Source organism: Nocardiopsis sp. CNS-639, assembly GCF_000381685.1.
Classification (GTDB): Bacteria; Actinomycetota; Actinomycetes; order Streptosporangiales; family Streptosporangiaceae; genus Nocardiopsis; species Nocardiopsis dassonvillei.
Genome location: NZ_KB906896.1, coordinates 1 through 18788, shown reverse-complemented (window position 1 = coordinate 18788; position 18788 = coordinate 1). Strand labels below are relative to the sequence as shown.

Here is an 18788-nt window from a genome sequence, read left to right as displayed (position 1 = left end):
TCCGACTGGCCGGGCAGGCGGGGGAACAGGTGCCCGATCCGGGCGGGGGCGGCGCGCATCCAGCGGCGTTCGCAGTCATGGCGCAGCAGGGCCTGGGCCACCGCGACACAGACGAGTTCGGCGTCGGTGAGCAGCCGGTTCGGGCCGCGTTTGACCGGTTGTTCACGCGAAGGCAGGACGTGGTCGTCCAGATGGACGTAGAGTGCGGTCAGAAGGGCGTCAAGGTCATTGGTCACACTCTGATCCTCGACGCCCTTCGCCATGGGCGCAGGGGTTCCGAGAAACCCCCATCAACGATCTAGTGTCTGTTCGGTCCGCGGGTCACCGCGCCAACACCCAGCGAAGTCACGGAGGTCACGTCATGTCCGTCACCAGCAGGGAGGTCCACCTGGTGGCCCGTCCCGTCGGCGAGCCCGAGCCCACCGACTTCTCCCTCGTGGAGACCACCGTCGCCGACCCCGGTCCCGGACAGGTCCTGGTGCGCAACGACTGGATGTCCGTGGACCCGTACATGCGCGGCCGCATGAACGACGCCAAGTCCTACGTCCCCCCGTTCCGGCTCGGCGAGCCGATGGACGGCGGCGCCGTGGGCGTGGTCACCGCCTCCGGCAGCGACGACGTCCCCGTGGGCACCACCGTCCTGCACTCGGCCGGATGGCGCGAGTACGCGCTGCTGCCCGCGGATTCCGTGCGCGCGGTGGACGCCTCCCTGGCACCCGCCGAGGCCTACCTCGGCGTGCTGGGCATGATCGGCCTCACCGCCTACGCGGGCCTGACCGAGATCGCCCCGGTACGCGAGGGCGACGTGGTGTTCGTCTCCGGCGCCGCGGGCGCGGTCGGCTCCGCCGCCGGCCAGATCGCCCGCCAGCTGGGCGCGTCCCGGGTGGTCGGGTCCGCGGGCGGTCCGGAGAAGAAGCGCCGCCTCCTGGGGGACTTCGGCTTCGACGCCGCCATCGACTACCGCGAGGGCCGCCTGGAGGAGCAGCTCGCCGAGGCCGCGCCCGAGGGGATCGACGTCTACTTCGACAACGTCGGGGGCGACCACCTGAGGGCCGCCATCGCCGCGATGCGCAACCACGGCCGGATCGCCCTGTGCGGCGCGATCTCCCAGTACAACGCCACCAAGCCCGAGCCCGGTCCCGACAACCTCTTCCTGGCCGTCGGCAAGCGCCTCACCCTGCGCGGTTTCATCGCCGGAGACCACGGCCACCTGATGAAGGAGTACGCCGAGCGCGCCTCCGGGTGGATCGTCGACGGCAGGCTGCGCAGCGAGCAGACCGTCGTCGACGGCATCGACAACGCCGTGCGGGCCTTCCTCGGCATGATGCGGGGCGCCAACACGGGCAAGATGCTGGTCCACCTCACACCCTGAACCGCTTGCCTGGAGTGCACTCCAGGTGGCCACCATGGGGGACCACCCCACGAGGAACAACGAATCCGCGACGACAGAAGGGTGCTCATGCAGCACGTCACGCTGAACAACGGCCTCACCATGCCCCAACTCGGGTTCGGCGTCTGGCAGGTTCCCGACGACGAGGCCCGGGCCGCGGTCGCGACCGCCCTGGAGACCGGGTACCGCAGCATCGACACCGCCAGGATCTACGACAACGAGCGGGGCACGGGCCGGGCCCTGGCCGAGTCGGGCATCGCCCGCGAGGAGCTGTTCGTCACCACCAAGCTGTGGAACGACGAGCAGGGCTACGACAGCACCCTCAAGGCCTTCGACGCCAGCCTGGACCGCCTCGGCCTGGACTACGTGGACCTGTACCTGATCCACTGGCCCTGCCCCAGGCAGGACGCCTACGTCGAGAGCTGGAAGGCGATGGAGCGCATCCACGCCGAGGGCCGCGCCAGGTCCATCGGCGTGTCCAACTTCACCGAGCAGACCCTGGACCGCCTGGTCGCGGAGACCGACGTCGTCCCGGTCCTCAACCAGATCGAGCTGCACCCCTACTTCTCGCAGGGGGCCATGCGGGCCGTCAACGCCCGCCACGGCCTCCTCACCGAGGCCTGGAGCCCGCTGGGCCAGGGCAAGGGGCTGCTGGAGGACCCGGAGCTGACCGCCCTCGGCGAGAAGCACGGCAGGTCGGCGGCGCAGGTCGTGCTGCGCTGGCACCTCCAGCTCGGCAACGTCGTGATCCCCAAGTCGGTGACCCCGTCCCGGATCCGCGAGAACTTCGACGTGTTCGGCTTCGAGCTGTCCGCCGAGGACATGGACCGGGTCTCGGCCCTCGACCGGGGCGGCCGGATCGGCTCGGACCCCGCCACGGTCGGCTGACCGGCGTGTTCCCGGGCCGGCGCCCGGTCCGGGAACACCCCCGCGGGGGCGGGGGAGCGGGGCCGGGCACGGCTGGGAAGAGGCGGACGAAAACCCTCAGACCAGGGCGAACGGATCAACAGGGGACACCCCATGCCGAGTGTGGATCTCTTTCGCGTGTCTGTTCGGACACTCCGAGCGTCCCCGAGTGGCGTGGTGCCGAACGGAGGCGTACAGTCCTCTCTTGGCGCGCCGACAAGCAAGGACGGCGGCCAGTCTCCTCTTAGGCGAAGCAGATCATGACCGTCGTCCCGCACCGCACCGCGCGCGTGTACCGCTCCGACAACGCCGAGCGCTCCGTGCACGCCTGGTGCCACAAAGCCCTGAGCCAGTGGCCCGAACTCGGACCCCTCCCGCCCGTGGAGACCCGTCTGGGCAGCACGCAGGCCTTCCGCTCCGCGGGCGGCCCCGGCACCCCGGTGCTGGTGCTCTCGGGTACCAACTTCAACGCGGCCGCCACGGTGCCCGCGGCCCGCGCGCTGTCCGCGGACCGGCCGGTGCTGCTGGTCGACCTGCCCGGGCAGCCGGGCCTGAGCTGCAGCCAGAGGGTCGGCGGCGCCAGGATCGAGACCTACGGCGCGTGGCTCGACGAGCTCCTGCCCCAGATCACCGACCGGCCCGTCCTCGTGCTGGGGCACTCGCGCGGCGCCGCCATCGCGCTCGCCTCCACGCCGTCCCCCCTGGTCGCCGGGATCCTGCTGCTCAACCCGGCCGGTCTGACCGCAGCCGGGGTCAGCTCCGAGTCCATGCGCGCCACCCTGCCGTGGATGATCCACCCCAACGAGCAGACCAGCGGGCGCCTGGTGGAGTTCCTCAGCGGCCCCTCCACCGAGTGCGACAAGCACCGGGCCGAGGCCGAGTGGCTGACCCTGGTGGCCCGGTACTGCCGCGCGGGATCCACCCCCAGCCCGCTGCCCGCGGAGCACTTCCGCGCCTGGGCCCACACCCCGGTCGCCGTCGCGACCGGGTCGCACGACCCGTTCTTCTCGCCAGCGCGCCTGCACGGCCCGGCCCGCCGGTTCCTGGACGCCGACGTCCACACCATCGAGGGCGCGGGGCACCTGTCGCTGTACGAGCAGCCGGAGCGCGTGCGCGAGCTGCTGGGCGCACTCGACTCCTGACCCCCTCCGTGCGGGGGCGGAGCCCGTCGCAGGGCCCGCCCCCGCCCCGGAGTGCCGGTCCCTCCGCACGAGGGCGGAGCCCGTCGCAGGGCCCGCCCTCCTCTTCCCAGCGCCCCGGCCCCTTCCGCGCCGGGGCGGAGAGCGCCGCGACGCGTGGTTCGCGGGCGTCGCCCGGCCCGCTCCGGGCCGACGTTCCGGGTCTTCTCCCCGCGGTTCCCGTGTGCGGTGACAGGGTGGTACGTATCCGTGCGAAAGCGCGCGTAGCGTACTCAACCCTGCAAGAACATGCCTAATGTGGCTTTCGGCATATTTAAACAGCGAGTTTTCGGTGTGTTGCTAATGGTGGCGGGTAAGGACGTTCCCGACTCTCCGCAAAAGGAAGGATAAACAGGGAACCCCGCCCAAGGACGTATCCTTGCCCGAGGTCGGTGCGGGCTGACGGGCCCTTGTCCCTCGACGAACGTCCCCGAATCACCAGAAAGCAATCGGCATGTTCCAAAAGCTGGCGCAAAGACTGGGGCTCGAGACGAACCCGGCGATCTTCTTCGTGTCCGCCGCGTTGACCATCGTTTTCGTGGTGTCCGCGATCTTCTTCACCGACACGGTGGACGCCGTCTTCGGAACCACCTCCGGCTGGATCCTCACCAACCTGGGATGGTTCTACATCCTCGGTGTGACCACCTTCCTCATCTTCCTGGTCTGGATCGCGTTCAGCAGGTTCGGGCGGGTACGACTGGGGCCGCCGGAGAGCACGCCCGACTACAGCAACTCCGCCTGGTTCGCCATGCTGTTCGCCGCCGGCATCGGCAGCATCCTGATGTTCTGGGGAGTGGCCGAACCCATCAGCCACTACGCCGAGCCGCCGCGCTCCGACGTCGGCCCGCAGACCATCGAGGCGGCCGAGGAGGCGATGGGCTTCACGCTCTACCACTTCGGCCTGCACACCTGGACGATCTTCTGTCTGCCCGGGCTCGCCTTCGCCTACTTCGTGTACCGCAAGGGCCTGCCCTTCCGGGTCAGCTCCGTCTTCCAGCCCTTCCTCGGGGACCGGATCAACGGCCCCATCGGGCGGACCATCGACATCGTCGCGGTCCTGGGCACCCTGTTCGGCGTCGCCGTCACCATCGGCCTGGGCACCCTCCAGATGAACAGCGGCCTCAACACCCTGTTCGGCCTGGAGGAGAGCCGCGTCAGCCAACTGATCCTCATCGCGATCGTCACCACCGTCGCCGTGATCTCCGTGGCCACCGGCCTCGACGTCGGCATCAAGTGGCTGTCCACGATCAACATCTACATGGCCGTGGGGCTGCTGGTCTTCGTCTTCCTCGCCGGCTCGACGCTCTACCTGGCCAAGGGGATCATCGAGACCACCGGCGTCTACCTGGAGATGCTGGTCCCGCTGTCGTTCTGGAACGACACCTTCGCCAACACCGGCTGGCAGGGCTCCTGGACCGTCTTCTACTGGGCGTGGACCATCACCTGGTCGCCCTTCGTCGGCATCTTCATCGCGCGCATCTCCAAGGGCCGGACCATCCGGGAGTTCATCCTCGGCGTGCTGGCCGCGCCCACCGCGTTCAGCGTCGTGTGGTTCAGCGTGTTCGGCCTGTCGGCCTTCGACATCGAGCGCAACCAGGGCGGCGGCCTGGTGGACGAGGTGGTCACGCAGGAGGACATCCCCGGTTCCCTGTTCGCCTTCCTGGAGCACTTCCCGCTGACCACGTTCGTGTCGGTGGTGGCCATCCTCATCGTCATCATCTTCTTCACCACGTCCTCGGACTCGGCCTCCCTGGTGGTGGACATGCTCTGCTCCGGCAAGAGCGACAACCCCACCCGGCAGCGGGTGTTCTGGGGGATCACCGAGGGCGTCGTCGCCGCGACCGTGCTCACCGCCTCCGGGGTGGGCGGCCTTGACGCCCTGCAACAGACGATCATCGTGTTCGGGCTGCCCTTCTTCGTGATCGGCTTCTTCATGATGGTGGGGCTCGTGCGCTCGCTGCACGGCGAGTTCGCGGAGGGGTCGGGTCTCCAGCGCGAACGCAAGGCGCCGCTGGCCACCAGGGCGCGCAGGATCCAGAGGCGGCACCGGCGCCTGGGCGAGGCGGGGGCCCGCGCCGGTGAGCGCAACGGGGGCAACGGCAACGGCAACGGCAACGGCAACGGCGTTCCCCGGTAGGGGGAGGGAGCGGTGCCGTCACGGGCCCCGGCCGCCCCGGCCGGGGCCCTCACGCGGGCCAGAAGAAGGAGTTGACCCCGGCGCACAGCCGCAGCCGCTCGGGGTCGACGTCCTCCCGCCCGTAGGCGTCCAGGAACCGTTCGGCGTCCGGCGGCCCGAACTGCGGGTTCATCGGACTGAGCAGGCTGCCCACCATGTCGGCCAGGTCCGCGTGGGGGTCCCCCAGCCCGGCCCGCCCCAGGTCCACCAGGGCCCAGCCGTCCGCCCGGCCGTCCCCGGCGGGTGGGGGACCGTCCGGCCGTGCAGGACCGGGGACCCCGCCCGCGGACCGGTGCGCGCGCGCCGCGACGCCGCGCACGGCGCCGGTGTCGAGCAGCACGTTGGGCAGGCAGTAGTCGCCGTGGACCAGCGCGGTCCGTCCGGGGCCCAGGGCGCGCGCCAGACCGGCCAGCTCGGAGAGCACCCCGGCGGCGGGCGGCCCCTCCTTCCCTGCGGCGGCCCAGGAGCGTTCCACCAGCCCGGAGGCGACCCGCTCCCGGGCCCGTCCGAGCTGGGCGGGCAGCGTCATGTCGAAGGGGCACCCCGCGGCCGGAGCGCGGTGCAGCGCGCGGGCGGCCCGGGCGAGCAGGACGACCACCCGTGACCGGTCCCCGGCGGGCCAGGGCTCGTGGGCGGCGCGTCCGTCCAGGTGGTTCATGGTCAGCCAGCGCAGCCCCGCCCAGGCGCCCGAGTCCAGCACGCGCGGCACCGGCAGCCCCCGTCCGGCCAGCCAGCGCAGGCGCCGCTCCTGGCCCAGGAGTTCGGCCACCAGGTCGGGGCGGTCGGCGTCCACCGACTTGAGCACCGCGAAGGGCCGGTCCCGGGCGTCGAACAGCCGGGCCACACGGGCTCCGGAAAGCCCCACGTCGAGTTCCTCGACGCGGGCGGCGTCCACGGACGGAGGGATGCGCATGCCCCGCACCCTAGCCCCGCCGCCCGCCCCGGTCCCAGCTGTTTAGGGCACGGGCGGAGCCACCGGCCTGTCCCACCGCCCGCCCCGGTCCCAGCGGTCCACCGGACGTGCGGCTTCCGCCGAGCGCACACCGGACCCGCCGACGGCGGCGCGCACGTCGGCGAGGCTCCGGGCCGCCGTGTGCGCTAACCGTCCGAGGGAGCGGAAGGACCCTCCTCCGGAGCGGTGGGGGAGGCAGCGCGCGGGTCCAGGCCGAGGACGGGCAGGATCACCTCGTCCACGATCCGCTCCACGTACTCCCCGTCGGGCGGCCCCTGGTGGTCCATGGCGTACTTGATGAGCATGGCCTCACCGATGTCGTCGGTGACGGAGGTGACGCGGGAGGGGTCGATCCTGCCGTGGTCGGCGTAGTGCTCGAGGACGGTGCGGGTGAAGCGCCCCCCGCGGGAGTCGAAGACCTCCCGCACGAACCGGTCGTAGAGCTCGGGGTGGTGCCTGGCCTCGGCGACCACGGAGAACATCGCCTGTCCCAGGGACCGGCTCATGGTGTCGCGCAGGAGCATGAGGGCCCTGACGAGGTCCCCGCGCAGGTCGTCGGCGCCCGGCGTGGGGGCCTCCTGCGGGTAGGTGTGGTACATCGCGTCCAGCAGGATGTCCCCCGGCGTGGGCCAGCGCCGGTACAGCGAGGTCTTGGCCGTGCCCGCCCTGCGGGCGATCCCCTCCATGGACAGGCGGGCGACACCGACGTCCGCGGCCTCCAGGATGACCGCCTCGTGGATGGCGTTCAGCAGTTCCCGCCCGCGTCTGCGCGTGGCCCGGGGCGCCTCCTCCCGCGTGTCCGGCGCCGTCTCCCGCGCCTCGTCGTCGACCCGCGGCCGCTCCCGGTCAACCATGCTCTTCCCAACTAAGCTACGATGGCGTATCTTAGAAGAGGATTGGATACGCCTCCGTATCCAATGCTATCCCCTTCCGTGTGATCGGAGTTCAGTATGTCTCTTCCCCCCTCCCCGCCGCCTTCGACCGGGGGCGTGGCACTCGACCGGCGCTCCCTGGCGCCCGACCTGGCACGCGGGGTGATGCTGCTGGTCATCGCCGTCGTGCACGCGCACATCGTCTGGGTGATGGCCACCGCGGGTCAGAGTCCCGCCTCGGGCGGCCTCCTCGACGCCGCCTCCACCGCCCTGCTGATGCTGTTCGCCGAGGCGCGCGGGTACCCCATGTTCGCGGCGCTGTTCGGCTACGGGCTCGCCTGGATCCACCTGCGCCGTACCGCCGAGGGGCGCCCGGAGCCGTGGGTGCGCTCACTGGTGCGCCGACGCGGCCGGTGGATGGTGCTGATCGGGCTCCTGCACACGGTCCTGCTCTTCTTCGGCGACATCGTCGCGGTCTACGGGCTCATCGCCCTGATGTTCGCGGGTCTGCTGCACGCCGGTGACCGGCGCCTGCTCGCCCACGCCCTCACCTGGGCCTCCCTGGGTTCGCTGTTCTACGCGGTCATGAACAGCCTCCCGCTCTCCGACCCCGAGGCGGGCGGGGTCTTCACCCAGGACCCGCTGGCCGACATGGTCACACGCCTGTTCACCTGGCCGGTCATGACCCCGATGCTCGTGGCGAGTTCGGTGTTCCCCTTCCTCGTCGGAGTCTGGGCGGCCCGCCGCCGCCTCATGGAACAGCCCGAGCTCCACCTCGGGCTGCTGCGCCGCGTCGCCTTCATCGGTATCCCGGTGGCCGTGGTCGGCGGACTGCCGCAGGCCCTGGTGGCCACCGAGCTGTGGGTGCCCGAGTTCGTGCTCAAGGCCGGTGTGGGCTGGCTGCACGTTCTGACCGGCTACGCGGGCGGCTTCGGCTACGCCGCGCTCATCGCGCTGGTCGCGGTCCGCCTCGGTGACCGCAGAGGGCCCCTCGTGCGGGCCCTGGTCGCCACCGGCCAGCGCTCCATGACCTGCTACCTGTTGCAGTCGGTGGGCTGGATCGTGCTGTTCGCGCCCTACGCCCTCGACCTCGGGCCACAGCTGTCCGGGACCGCCGCCGTCCTGCTCGGCGTCGCCGTCTGGTTGGCCACCGTGGTCCTGGCCGACATCATGCGCCGCGTGGGAGTCCGGGGTCCGGCCGAACGCCTCCTGCGCTGGGGAACCTACAGAACCGTACGAGCGGAGCAGCCGGAGGCCGAACCAGTGCGGAGATGACCGCACGCTCGGAAACGTCCGGCGTGACCTGCGCGGACTGGAACATCCGACACCCACTCCGCGCGGCTGGCGGCCTCCGACGGGTGCCGGTGCGGAGAAGGCCGGGAGGCGGGAACGCTCGGCGCGGCCTGCGCGGTGGTGGCCTCGGGCGGGTACCGGTGCGGAGACGACCGGGTGCCGAAGCGCTCGGTGAGACCGGCGGGGCCGCTGCCTACGCTGGCCACCGGCCCGGCGGAAACCTCATCGCCGACCGGATACGTCATCCGCGATGATGGTCGCCATGTCCATCTCCGCACATGACGACGCGACCTTCCTGTCCGCCACCGCCGACCGGCTCGCCGCCCTTCCGGCCGTCGAGGCGGTCACCCTCGGCGGTTCCCGTGCCCAGGGCACCCACCGCCCCGACAGCGACTGGGACCTGGCGGTCTACTACCGGGGCGAGTTCGACCCGCAGGCGCTGCGGGACCTCGGCTGGGAGGGGGAGGTGTCGGAGGTCGGCGGCTGGGGAGGCGGTGTCTTCAACGGCGGCGCCTGGCTTCGGATCGACGGCCGGGCGGTGGACGTGCACTACCGCGACCTGGACGTGGTCGAGCACCAGATCGCCGAAGCGCGGCAGGGACGCTTCCGGGTGGAACCGCTCATGTTCCACCTGGCGGGTATCCCCACCTACCTGGTCGTCGCCGAACTCGCCATCGGCCAGGTCCTCGTCGGGGACCTGCCCCGGCCCGACTACCCCGAGGCGCTGCGCAGGAGCGCACCGCCCGTCTGGCGGGGCACGGCCGCGGCCACCCTGTCCTACGCCCAGCACAACCACGCCCCCTACGGCCGGGTCGCCCAGACCGCGGGCCTTCTCGCCCAGGCCGCCTCGCAGGCCGCGCACGCGGTCCTGGCCGAGCGCGGGGTCTGGGTCACCAACGACAAGGCACTGCTGTCCATGGCGGAACTGGAGGAGATCGACTTCGTGGTCGCCGGAATGACCGCCGACCCCCAGGACCTGAGTTCGGCGGTCGCCGAGGCCGGACGGATTCTCGCCACGGCCTGAGTCCTCGCGCTGCGGGCCGGATCCGCGCCCAGAGCGCCTGCGGCCCGGGACCCGGGGCCAGGGGAGTGGTCCGGGCTCGGACCGACCACGGGTTCCAGGCTCGGGCCGGGGGAGTGCGCCGCCGCGCCGTGGCCCGGGATCCGGGCCACGGCGCGGCGGCGCCCCGGGCAGCCGGTTCTGACCTACCAGGTCATGTTGACGACCCCGCTGAGCGTGGCGTACTCCGCCCGCTGGAAGGCCCGTGCCATCGGAACGTTGCCCAGGTCGGTGGCGGCGCGGATACGGTCCGCCCCCTCCTGGGCCAGGACGCGGGTGCCCTCGGCGAGGACCTCGTCGATGTACCCGTTGCCGCGGTGCTCGGGCAGCACCGCGATGTAGCCGATGATCGGGTGGTAGTCGTTGCGGGCGGGCAGCACGAAGCCGACCGGCTCGCCGTCCGGAAGCGTCGCGATCCGCCACCAGGAGCGCGGCGTCGTGTACCGGGCGAACTCCTCGTTCCAGCTGTCGGCGGCCACCTGCTCCGCCGTGGTGTGTGCGAGATCGGCGCGGTCGTGGGCGTCCAGCGTGCCTTCCAGGGTCCGGACCATCAGGCCGAGGATCTCCTCCTCGTCCCGGACCGGCCGGAACCGGAGGCGGTCGCCCGGCCCCGGCGCCGGGACGTCGGGGGTCCACTCGAAGCGCAGCCGCTCCACCAGGAGCGATCCGCCGGTGCGTTCGACGGCGGCCATGCGCTCCCGTACGGCGCGGCGCCCGTCGGCGTCCTCGCGCCAGTCGGCGGGGACGATGCGCAGGTACTCGGGCGGGGTCCGGCCTTCGGGCAGGGTCGCCGCCGAGGCGGTGCGCAGCAGGTGTTCGAGGATCCCCGTGCGGTCCACGTCCCCGGCGGTGTCGTCCACGTCCAGGACGTCCAGCAGCAGGGGAGAGGTGTCACCGCCCCGGCACCACCAGGAGAGGCGGGCCAGGAGGCGGTCGCCGTCCAGGGCGACCCACATCCACGAGGGGCGTCGGCGCCCCCGGGCGAGGTCGTCGGCGAACTCGAAGTTCAGGGGGTAGGGGAACCGGTTGAAGAGGTCGAGCTCCCCGGATCCGGTGATCGTACGGATGGTCAGGTCATGCACGGTCAAGGCGACACCTTCGGTGCGTGCGCCCGGCCGCTCCGGGGATTCAGCTGTCGAGGCTGCCCCGGGAGGGCGCGAGCGCGGTGGTTGCGGTGAACACGGCTCCGCCTCCTTTCGTCGTCGGGGCCCCGGTTCCGCTGTGGTCGGGGCCGCGACTGTTATAGCCGCCTTCCGACCGGCGGGCAAGCCCTTTTGGTCGCGGGCCGACCGGTGCCGGAACACCCGTGGCCGTCCCCGGTCGGTGGGGCTGCCCACCCCTCAACCGCGGGCCGACCGGCTGTCCGCACCGGGATCACCGGGCTCCTGTCCCTCGGTGGTCGTTCCGTCTTCTCCGGCCTGTCCAGTCCCGCCCGTCTCGTGAGCCCCGTCGGCCTCCCACGCGTCTTCGGTGTCCTGCCAGGCACCGCCGACCGAAGCCGTGTGCCGCGACCGGCGCCAGGAACTGGTCACCGCCAGCGTCAGCGCACCCGCCAGCAGACCCCAGAAGGCCGACCCCACACCGAACAGGGTGAACCCCGACGCCGTGGCCAGGAAGGTCACCACCGCGGCCTCCCGGGAGCGCTCGTCCCCCAGCGCGGACGCCAGCGAACCCCCGATCGTTCCGAGCAGGCCCAGCCCGGCGATCCCCAGGATCAGCGGCGGCGGCAGCGCGGCCAGCAGCGACGCCACCGTCGCCCCGAAGACCCCCACGCACAGGTAGAAGATCCCCGCCCACACCCCGGCCAGGTAGCGGCGCTCGCGATCGGGGTGCGCCTGCGGTCCCGTGCAGATGGCCGCGGTGATCGCGGCCAGGTTCATCCCGAAGCACCCGAACGGCGCCAGTACCAGGTTGGTCGCCCCGGTCCACCCGATCACCGGCGAGATCGGCACCCGGTAGCCGTCGCCCCGCAGTACCGCGACCCCCGGCAGGTTCTGCGAGGCCATGGTCACCACGAACAGCGGCAGCCCCACGCTCACCAACACCTGCCAGGAGAACTCGGGCGCCACGAACACCGGCCGGGCCAGCGACGGGGTCACCCCGCCCAGGTCCAGGGTTCCGCGCAGCGCCGCGGCGACACCGCCCGCGACCAGGGACAGGATGACCGCGTAGCGCGGCAGCCACCGGCGGCTCAGCAGGTACGCCGCGAACATGGTGAACACGACCGCGAAGTCGTCCTCCATGCTCGTGAACAGCCCCATGCCGAACTGGAGTAGCACTCCGGCCAGCAGCCCCGCCGCGAGCGGCACCGGCACGTGGTCCATGACCCTCTCGAACCACCCGGTGACGCCGCTCAGGGTGATCAGCACGGCCGAGAACAGGAACGCCCCCACCGCCTGCGCCATCGTCACCCCGTCCAGCCCCACCGCCAGCAGCGCGGCGCCGGGCGTGGACCAGGCGGTCACGATCGGGGCCCGGTGGCGCAGGGACAGTCCCACACAGGTCACCGCCATCCCCACACCCAGGGCCAGCATCCACGAGGCGGTCTGCTCGGAGGAGGCACCGGCGGCCTCGGCCGCGGTGAACACGATCGCCGCCGAGCTGGTCACCCCGACCAGCACGGCGACCAGACCGGCCGCGACGGCGGGCGCGGGGGCCACGAGGCCGACAAGACGGACGAGGGTTCTCATAGTCCACCATCCTCGCGCGCCACCGGACCCGCGCCGTCGCCCGGGGGAGGGAAAACCGCTGGACCCGGCCGCGGCGCCCGGGGGAGGATGCCGCCATGGGACGCGATTTCGACGCACTCGTCGCCGAGGCCGACGCGGAGCCGACGCACGGCTGGGACTTCTCCTGGCTGGAGGGCCGGGCCACGGAACAGCGCCCCTCCTGGGGCTACCAGCGCACCATGGCCGGGTACATGGCCCGCGCGAGCGCCGCGCTCGACATCCAGACCGGCGGCGGCGAGGTGCTGGCGGGGATCCCCGAACGCCCGCCCCTGACCGCGGCGACGGAGTCCTGGCCGCCCAACATCGCCGAGGCCACCCGGCTGCTCCATCCGCTGGGGGTCGTGGTCGTCGCCGACGAGGACGAGCCGCCGCTGCCCTTCGCGGACGGTGCCTTCGACCTGGTGGTCTCCCGCCATCCGGTGACCGTGTGGTGGGAGGAGATCGCCCGGGTCCTGGCACCGGGCGGAACCTACCTGTCCCAGCAGGTGGGCCCGGCGAGCGTCTTCGAGGTCGTGGAGTTCTTCCTGGGGCCGCAGCCCGAGGAGACACGCGCCTCCCGCCACCCGGACCAGGCGCGCGAGGGGGCGCGGGCGGCCGGGCTGGAGGTGACCGATCTGCGCGTGGAGCGGCTGCGCACGGAGTTCTTCGACGTCGGCGCGGTCGTGTACTTCCTGCGCAAGGTGGTCTGGATGGTGCCCGGGTTCACCGTGGAGGCCTACCGGGACCGGCTCCGGGACATGCACGAGCATATCGAGCGCGAGGGGTCGTTCAGGGCCACCACGACCCGCTTCCTCATCGAGGCCCGCAAGCCCCGCTGACCCGTCCGGGCCGCGGGGCGCGGGCACCCGCCTCCGGCGGTCAGGAGCGGGCCGAGACCCGCTGGACGACCTCGAAGCCCCAGATCTCGCTGTTGGTCGCGGCCGGGCCGCCGTGGCCGTGCCCGTGACCCCGGCCGTGCCCGGCCGGTGCGCCCTCCTTCTGGGCGTCCGCGGCGGCCTGGGCGTGCCCCTGGCGGAAGGCCTGGCCGTTCACCCAGTTCTGGAAGTCCTCCTCGGACCGCCACCGGGTGTACACCAGGTACTTGTCGGTGCCCTCGACCGGGCGCAGCAGCTGGAACTCCTCGAACCCCGGCTGGTCCTCCACGAGCCCGGCCCGCTTGGCGAAACGCTCCTCCAGGGTCGCCCCGGCGCCCTCGGGGACGGTCAGGACGTTGAACTTGACGACGCTGCTCACGCGGCACCTCTCTCGGTTGTCTGCGGTTCTCCCGCCCAACCTAGGACAACCTCCGCCGACGCCCGCGCCGCCCCGCCCCGAACACACCCCTCGACCGGCCGACCCGCGTCCCCGCCCGCCCCGTGCTCCCGACCGCCCGCACGGCCGCACGCGGTGACCGTCCCCGGCCGGCGAGTGGAGGACAGCCGATGACCTCCACCCCTCCTAGGGTCGCGTCCATGACCGCGCTCGACCGCCGCGCCCTCAACCGGGCGACCCTGTCCCGCCAACTGCTCCTCGGCCGGACCGCCGACCACACCGCCGCCGAGGTCGTCCACCACCTCGTCGGACTCCAGGCGCAGGACCCCGAGCCTCCCTACGTGGGCCTGTGGTCCCGTGTCCGGGACTTTCGGATCGACGACCTCACCGGGCTACTGCACAGCCGCGAGGTCGTGCGCGCCACCCTCCTGAGAGGCACCCAGCACCTGGTCACCGCCGCCGACTACCTGTGGCTGCGTCCGACCCTGCACCCCATGCTGACCCGCTGGCAGAAGGGAGCCTTCGGCCGGGACCTGCCCGGTGTCGAACCCGCCGAGCTGGCCGCCGCCGCACGCGCGCTCCTCGCCGACGGCGGACTCCCCCGCCCCGACCTGGGCCGGGCCCTGGCCGAGCGCTGGCCCGGACGCGCCCCCGTCTCCCTGGCCCGTTCGGTCCAGGGGCTCCTGCCCGTCCTGCACCCGCCGCCCGACGGCACGTGGGGACGGCGCGGCGCCACACCCTTCACCCTCGCCGAGGAGTGGCTCGGCGCGCCGCTGGTCGCCGAGCCCTCCCCGGACACCCTCGTGCTGCGCTACCTCGCCGCGTTCGGTCCGGCCACCGCCAGGGACGTCCAGGCCTGGAGCGGGATGACCCGCATGCGCGCGGTCGTGGAGGGCCTGCGGCCGCGGCTGCGGGTCCTGCACGACCCGGACGGCCGCGAGCTGTTCGACCTGCCCGACGCGCCCCGCCCCGACCCCGACACGCCCGCGCCGGTCCGCTTCCTGGCGCTGCTCGACAACGTGCTGGTCTCCTACGACGACCGCTCCCGTGTCGTCGCCGACCACCAGCGCCCCCACATCGTGGTCGAGGCGCCGTTGACCGTGGACGGGTTCGTGCGCGGACTGTGGCGGATCGAGCGGACCCGGCGCGGAGGCCCCGCCGTACTGGACGTGCGGCTGTTCGCACCGCTCACCCCGGCCGAGGAGGAGGCGGTCACCGAGGAGGGCGCACGGCTGCTCCGTTTCGCGGCGGCCGACTCCGAGGGCCACGACATCCGCCTGCGCCCCCTGGAACCGTGAACCGGCCGGGGCGTCGGGCCCCGACCGCCCGGCGCCGCCGGGGGCCGCCGCTTCGACGGGTGCGGCGGTCCCCGGCGGGCGCCCGGACCTCAGCCGAACACGACCCGGCCGGTCTCGTCCACACGCCAGCCCGGGTTGTGCGCGATCTCCCACACCACGCCGTTGGGGTCCCGCACGTGGGCGTGGAAGACCCCGCCGAACTCACCCGGCTGCGGGGCCTTGAGCACCCGCGCGCCCGCCCGCGCCATGGCCTCCACGGTCCGCTCGACCTCCTCGGGGCCGTCGACGTTGTGCGACAGCGTCAGCCCCGACACGCCGGTCGTGCCGGGCGGTCGCCCCAGGTCGCGGTCGAACTTCTCCGCGTCGAACAGGCCCAGGACCTGCCCCGGCGCGACCTGGAAGAAGACGATCTCCCCGGGGACGTCCGCGAGCGGTTCCCAGCCGAGCCCGTCCCGGTAGAACGCGCGGGCGGCGTCCAGGTCGGCCGTGGCCAGAGTGATGAAGTGAACCTGTTGTTTCACGGCGGCTCCGTCGCTGTACCCCGCCCCGAAAGGGCCCGGGGCGGGCGGTGTCCTGTGGTCGGGACAACCTATCCGGGACCGGGGACACGCCACCGGAACCCCTCGGGCGCGGCGGGTCCGCGCGGGCCCGGGCCCCGGGGACGCCCAGGACACCGGACCCCAGGCGCCGGTTGGGCGGGGTCTCGACCACCCCGGCCGGCAAGCCCGGGACGCCAGGCTTGCCGGGAAGCCCAGGACACCCGGGCCCCAGGGCCGCCCGGGCGCACCCGCGGCTACAGCCCGTGCCTGCGGGCGACCATGCGCAGGACGAGCGAGCGCGGGAACAGCCGCCGCAGCGCGAAGACCACCGGGGCGTTGCTGCCCACCGCGTAGAACGGCCGGGGCGGGTCCGCCTCGACGGCGCGCACGATGGTCCGGGCCACCGCCCCCGGCGTGATCCCCGACGCCTCGTTGGCGTTGAGCGCCCTGAGCATGGTGCGGTACTCGGCCGCGAACGGCGACCCCTCCCGCAGGTACTGGGTCCGCCGCTCGCTGATGCCGGTGTTGATCGACCCCGGCTCGACCGTGGCCACCCCCACCCCGTACGGGGACATCTCTCGGCGCAGCGCGTTCGCGAACCCCTTGAGCGCCGCCTTGGAGGCCACATAGGAGGACCGGTAGGCCAGCGGGAAGCTCGCCAGCATCGAACCCACCATCACCACGCGCCCGTACCCTCGGGCGCGCATTCCCGGCAGCAGCAGCTGGGTGAGCCGCACCGCGCCGAACACGTTGATCCGGAACAACCGCTCCACCGCCTCCGGCGGCAGTTCCTCGAAGGGCCCGCTCTGGCTCTCCCCGGCGTTGTTGACCAGCACGTCCACGTCACCCGCGGCGGCCGCGCACGCCTCGACCGACGCCCCGTCGGCCAGGTCCAGGGCCAGGTACTCCACGCCCGGAACCGGCTCGGCCACCGCCCCGGGGTCGCGGCTGGTCCCGTACACGCGGTAGCCGCGGCGGACCAGCTCGGCGGCCACGGCGGCGCCGATCCCCGACGACGCGCCCGTGACGAGCGCGGTCCGCGGGACGGTGGGACTGTTCATGGCGGTCCTTCCGGAGGGAGGCTGAGGGGGGGAGGGAGGCCGCGCTCGCGCCGCGCGTGGAAGCGATGATCGCACGCCCGCGCGCGCCGACCGCACCCCGCCCCGGGGCCCGTCGACCGCCCGGCTCAGTCCCAGCGGTGCGGGTCGAACAGGTCCACGGCCAGGTCCGTGCGCCCGTGCCGGGCCAGGTCGGCCAGCGCCTCCCCGACCGCGGAGGCGAACTTGTAGCCGTGCCCCGAGAAGCCGCCCGCCAGCACCAGTCCGGGCAGTTCGCGGCGCTGCCCGATGACGAAGTGCTCGTCCCGCGTCATCGTGTACATGCACGACGCCATCCGCTCGGGCAGCGGGGCCACACCGTTCAGTCCGGCGGCCAGCCGTCCCAGCCGCCGCGCGTCGGCGGCGTCGGGCTCCCGCGGCCCCGCGTCGGGGTCGACCGGTTCGCCCCACTGGGCGCCCTCGCCCCTGTTCCCCGGAGCCTCGGCGTGCACACCGATCTTGACGGTCCGGCCGCCGTCCATGCTGGGGAACCCGTACCACGTGCAGTCGTCCTCGTCCCGGGCGAACACCGGTCCGTGCGCGTGCGGGGACGGGTCCCGCGTGGTGCGGAACCAGCCCAGCACCCGCCGCTCCACCCGCAGGCCGCCGCCCAGCTCCGCCACCTCGGGCACCAGCCGCGGCAGCCAGGACCCGGCGGTCACGACCACCCGGCGGGCCCGGATCACGGTGTCCCCGACCACCACACGGGGGCGGTCCGGGTCGGGGACGACGCGGGTCGCCCGGGCGCCGGTGAGCACCCGCGCGCCCGCCTCCCGCGCGAGCCGCACGGCCGCCGTGATCGCGGCCTCGGGCAGGACCACGCCGGCGTCCTCCTCGAAGACGCCCACCTCACCCGGGCGCAGCACGTGCTGGGGGAAGCGCTCGGCGACCTGGTCGCGGGAGAGCACCTGGTGGGGGAGGCCGTGGTGTTCGGCGGCGGCGACCGACCCGGTGACGGCGGGGCTGTCCGGTGCGCCGAGCATCAGGGCGCCGGTGCGCACCACGAGCCGGGTTCCGGAGGCCTCCTCCAGCTCCGACCACGCGCGCCAGGCCGACCGCACGAACGGCACGTAGGCGGCGCCCTCCATGTAGGCGGTGCGGATGATGCGGGACTCGCCGTGGCTGGAGCCCCGGTCGTGCCCGGGCGTGAACTGCTCGACCCCGATCACGTCCACACCGCGCCGGGCCAGGCGCCACAGGGCCTGCGCCCCCATGGCTCCCAGTCCGACCACGACGGTGTCGGTCTCCAACGGTGCCGCCACGCGTTTCCCCCAGGTCCGGTGTCCGGGGCTCCGCCGCCCGGAGCCCCGTCCCATGATCCCAGGGCCCGCGCATGGCGGGCGCCCGCCCACCCCCAGGGGTGGACGGGCGCCCCGTCTCGGAAGGGAGCCGAGATCCGGGAGTTGCTACTGGATGGGCGGGTAGGCGTTGGCCAAAAGCTCCTGGAACTGCGCGGAGAACCAGTGCCCCGAGATCGGCGCGTCGGGCAGCGCACCACTCATGTTGTAGTTGTTGCGCGGGTTGCCCTCATAGGTCGGGTCGCACATCCGGTCGAACCCCTTGCCCTCGGGGTTCTCGATGAACTCACTGGACCCGTCGGACTCACCCGGCGGCTTCATCCACACATAGGCGTCGATCCCCGCCTCTGGAGCGGCCTGGGGGCGCTCACCCAGCCCCGCACCGGACTGGTTGCACCAGTTCCCGGCCTGGAGACGGCGGTCGTAGCGGCCCCCGTCCACGTAGGCGTTCACATCCGTGCTCGGCCCCGGCCCGTCCGGACGGTCCGGTCCACCCCACCCGTTACGGGAGGTGTCGATGAGCATCCCGATCCCCGAATCGAACCCCTGGCCCACCAGCTCCTCACGCAACGCCTGGGCGAAGGACAGCTCGTCGGTGAACTGGTTCCAGTCCACCCAGTCCGACTGGCGCACCGGCGTGCCCGCGATGGTCTGGTCGATGGAGAAGTTGTCCTCCACCAGAGCCGAGTAGTTCGCGGTGTTGGCGATGAACCCGTGCACATCGGCCGGAGTGGCCCCGGCGGCGTTGG

Annotated in this window: 17 protein-coding genes and 1 pseudogene; 8 read left to right on the top strand and 10 right to left on the bottom strand. The window is 72.9% G+C overall.

Annotation, left to right across the window (positions count from 1 at the left end):
• Positions 1 to 236: pseudogene (locus tag G011_RS30455) on the bottom strand (hypothetical protein); the annotation flags it as partial.
• 125 nt (positions 237 to 361) lie between these two features.
• Between G011_RS30455 and G011_RS0129180 the strand changes: the two are divergent.
• From G011_RS0129180 to G011_RS0129165, 4 genes are all read left to right on the top strand, one after another.
• The gene (locus tag G011_RS0129180) at positions 362 to 1372 is read left to right on the top strand and encodes an NADP-dependent oxidoreductase (protein ID WP_019611578.1); all 1011 of its coding nucleotides are present in this window, start codon (positions 362 to 364) and stop codon (positions 1370 to 1372) included.
• A gap of 87 nt (positions 1373 to 1459) precedes the next feature.
• Entirely contained in the window at positions 1460 to 2278 is an 819-nt protein-coding gene (locus G011_RS0129175; RefSeq protein WP_026338774.1) for an aldo/keto reductase, read from the top strand.
• A 278-nt stretch (positions 2279 to 2556) separates the two neighbouring features.
• Positions 2557 to 3438: an alpha/beta fold hydrolase gene (locus tag G011_RS0129170; protein ID WP_013154541.1), complete on the top strand. Its 882-nt coding sequence runs from the start codon at positions 2557 to 2559 to the stop codon at positions 3436 to 3438.
• Positions 3439 to 3928: 490 nt separating this feature from the next.
• Positions 3929 to 5611, top strand: coding sequence for a BCCT family transporter (locus tag G011_RS0129165; RefSeq protein ID WP_019611576.1), 1683 nt, complete (start codon positions 3929 to 3931; stop codon positions 5609 to 5611).
• 49 nt (positions 5612 to 5660) lie between these two features.
• Here G011_RS0129165 and G011_RS0129160 read toward each other — a convergent pair whose 3' ends face one another.
• Together G011_RS0129160 and G011_RS0129155 are read right to left on the bottom strand one after the other, a co-directional pair.
• On the bottom strand, positions 5661 to 6563 hold the full coding sequence (locus tag G011_RS0129160; protein ID WP_019611575.1) for an aminoglycoside phosphotransferase APH(3'): 903 nt from the start codon (positions 6561 to 6563) through the stop codon (positions 5661 to 5663).
• A 185-nt stretch (positions 6564 to 6748) separates the two neighbouring features.
• Positions 6749 to 7456: a TetR/AcrR family transcriptional regulator gene (locus tag G011_RS0129155; protein WP_019611574.1), complete on the bottom strand. Its 708-nt coding sequence runs from the start codon at positions 7454 to 7456 to the stop codon at positions 6749 to 6751.
• A gap of 96 nt (positions 7457 to 7552) precedes the next feature.
• Between G011_RS0129155 and G011_RS0129150 the strand changes: the two genes are divergently transcribed.
• Complete coding sequence (locus tag G011_RS0129150) at positions 7553 to 8749, top strand: DUF418 domain-containing protein (RefSeq protein WP_026338773.1); 1197 nt, start codon at positions 7553 to 7555, stop codon at positions 8747 to 8749.
• Positions 8750 to 9017: 268 nt separating this feature from the next.
• Entirely contained in the window at positions 9018 to 9791 is a 774-nt protein-coding gene (locus G011_RS0129145) for a nucleotidyltransferase domain-containing protein (RefSeq protein ID WP_019611572.1), read from the top strand.
• 182 nt (positions 9792 to 9973) lie between these two features.
• Here G011_RS0129145 and G011_RS0129140 read toward each other — a convergent pair whose 3' ends face one another.
• Positions 9974 to 10915, bottom strand: coding sequence for a GNAT family N-acetyltransferase (locus G011_RS0129140; protein ID WP_019611571.1), 942 nt, complete (start codon positions 10913 to 10915; stop codon positions 9974 to 9976).
• Positions 10916 to 11167: 252 nt separating this feature from the next.
• Positions 11168 to 12517, bottom strand: a complete 1350-nt coding sequence (locus tag G011_RS0129135) for a benzoate/H(+) symporter BenE family transporter (protein ID WP_026338771.1) — start codon at positions 12515 to 12517, stop codon at positions 11168 to 11170.
• A gap of 95 nt (positions 12518 to 12612) precedes the next feature.
• On the opposite strand from G011_RS0129135, the gene G011_RS0129130 reads away from it, so the two are divergent.
• Positions 12613 to 13374: a class I SAM-dependent methyltransferase gene (locus tag G011_RS0129130; protein ID WP_019611569.1), complete on the top strand. Its 762-nt coding sequence runs from the start codon at positions 12613 to 12615 to the stop codon at positions 13372 to 13374.
• Positions 13375 to 13414: 40 nt separating this feature from the next.
• Here the strand turns inward: G011_RS0129130 and G011_RS0129125 are convergent, their stop codons facing one another.
• Positions 13415 to 13789: an antibiotic biosynthesis monooxygenase gene (locus tag G011_RS0129125; protein WP_019611568.1), complete on the bottom strand. Its 375-nt coding sequence runs from the start codon at positions 13787 to 13789 to the stop codon at positions 13415 to 13417.
• A 218-nt stretch (positions 13790 to 14007) separates the two neighbouring features.
• Between G011_RS0129125 and G011_RS0129120 the strand changes: the two genes are divergently transcribed.
• Positions 14008 to 15105 (top strand): winged helix DNA-binding domain-containing protein, encoded by a 1098-nt coding sequence (locus G011_RS0129120; protein WP_019611567.1) that lies wholly within the window; start codon positions 14008 to 14010, stop codon positions 15103 to 15105.
• 89 nt (positions 15106 to 15194) lie between these two features.
• Here G011_RS0129120 and G011_RS0129115 read toward each other — a convergent pair whose 3' ends face one another.
• From G011_RS0129115 to G011_RS0129100, 4 genes are all read right to left on the bottom strand, one after another.
• Entirely contained in the window at positions 15195 to 15626 is a 432-nt protein-coding gene (locus G011_RS0129115; RefSeq protein WP_013154530.1) for a VOC family protein, read from the bottom strand.
• Between the two features lie 272 nt (positions 15627 to 15898).
• Complete coding sequence (locus tag G011_RS0129110) at positions 15899 to 16705, bottom strand: SDR family oxidoreductase (RefSeq protein WP_019611566.1); 807 nt, start codon at positions 16703 to 16705, stop codon at positions 15899 to 15901.
• A gap of 125 nt (positions 16706 to 16830) precedes the next feature.
• Positions 16831 to 17955 carry an N-methyl-L-tryptophan oxidase gene (gene solA, locus G011_RS0129105; protein ID WP_369757425.1) on the bottom strand — a complete coding sequence of 375 codons (1125 nt, stop codon included), beginning with the start codon at positions 17953 to 17955 and terminating at the stop codon, positions 16831 to 16833.
• Between the two features lie 192 nt (positions 17956 to 18147).
• Positions 18148 to 18788, bottom strand: a 641-nt coding sequence (locus tag G011_RS0129100) for a glycoside hydrolase family 6 protein (RefSeq protein ID WP_019611564.1), incomplete at its 5' end; no start/stop codon positions are given.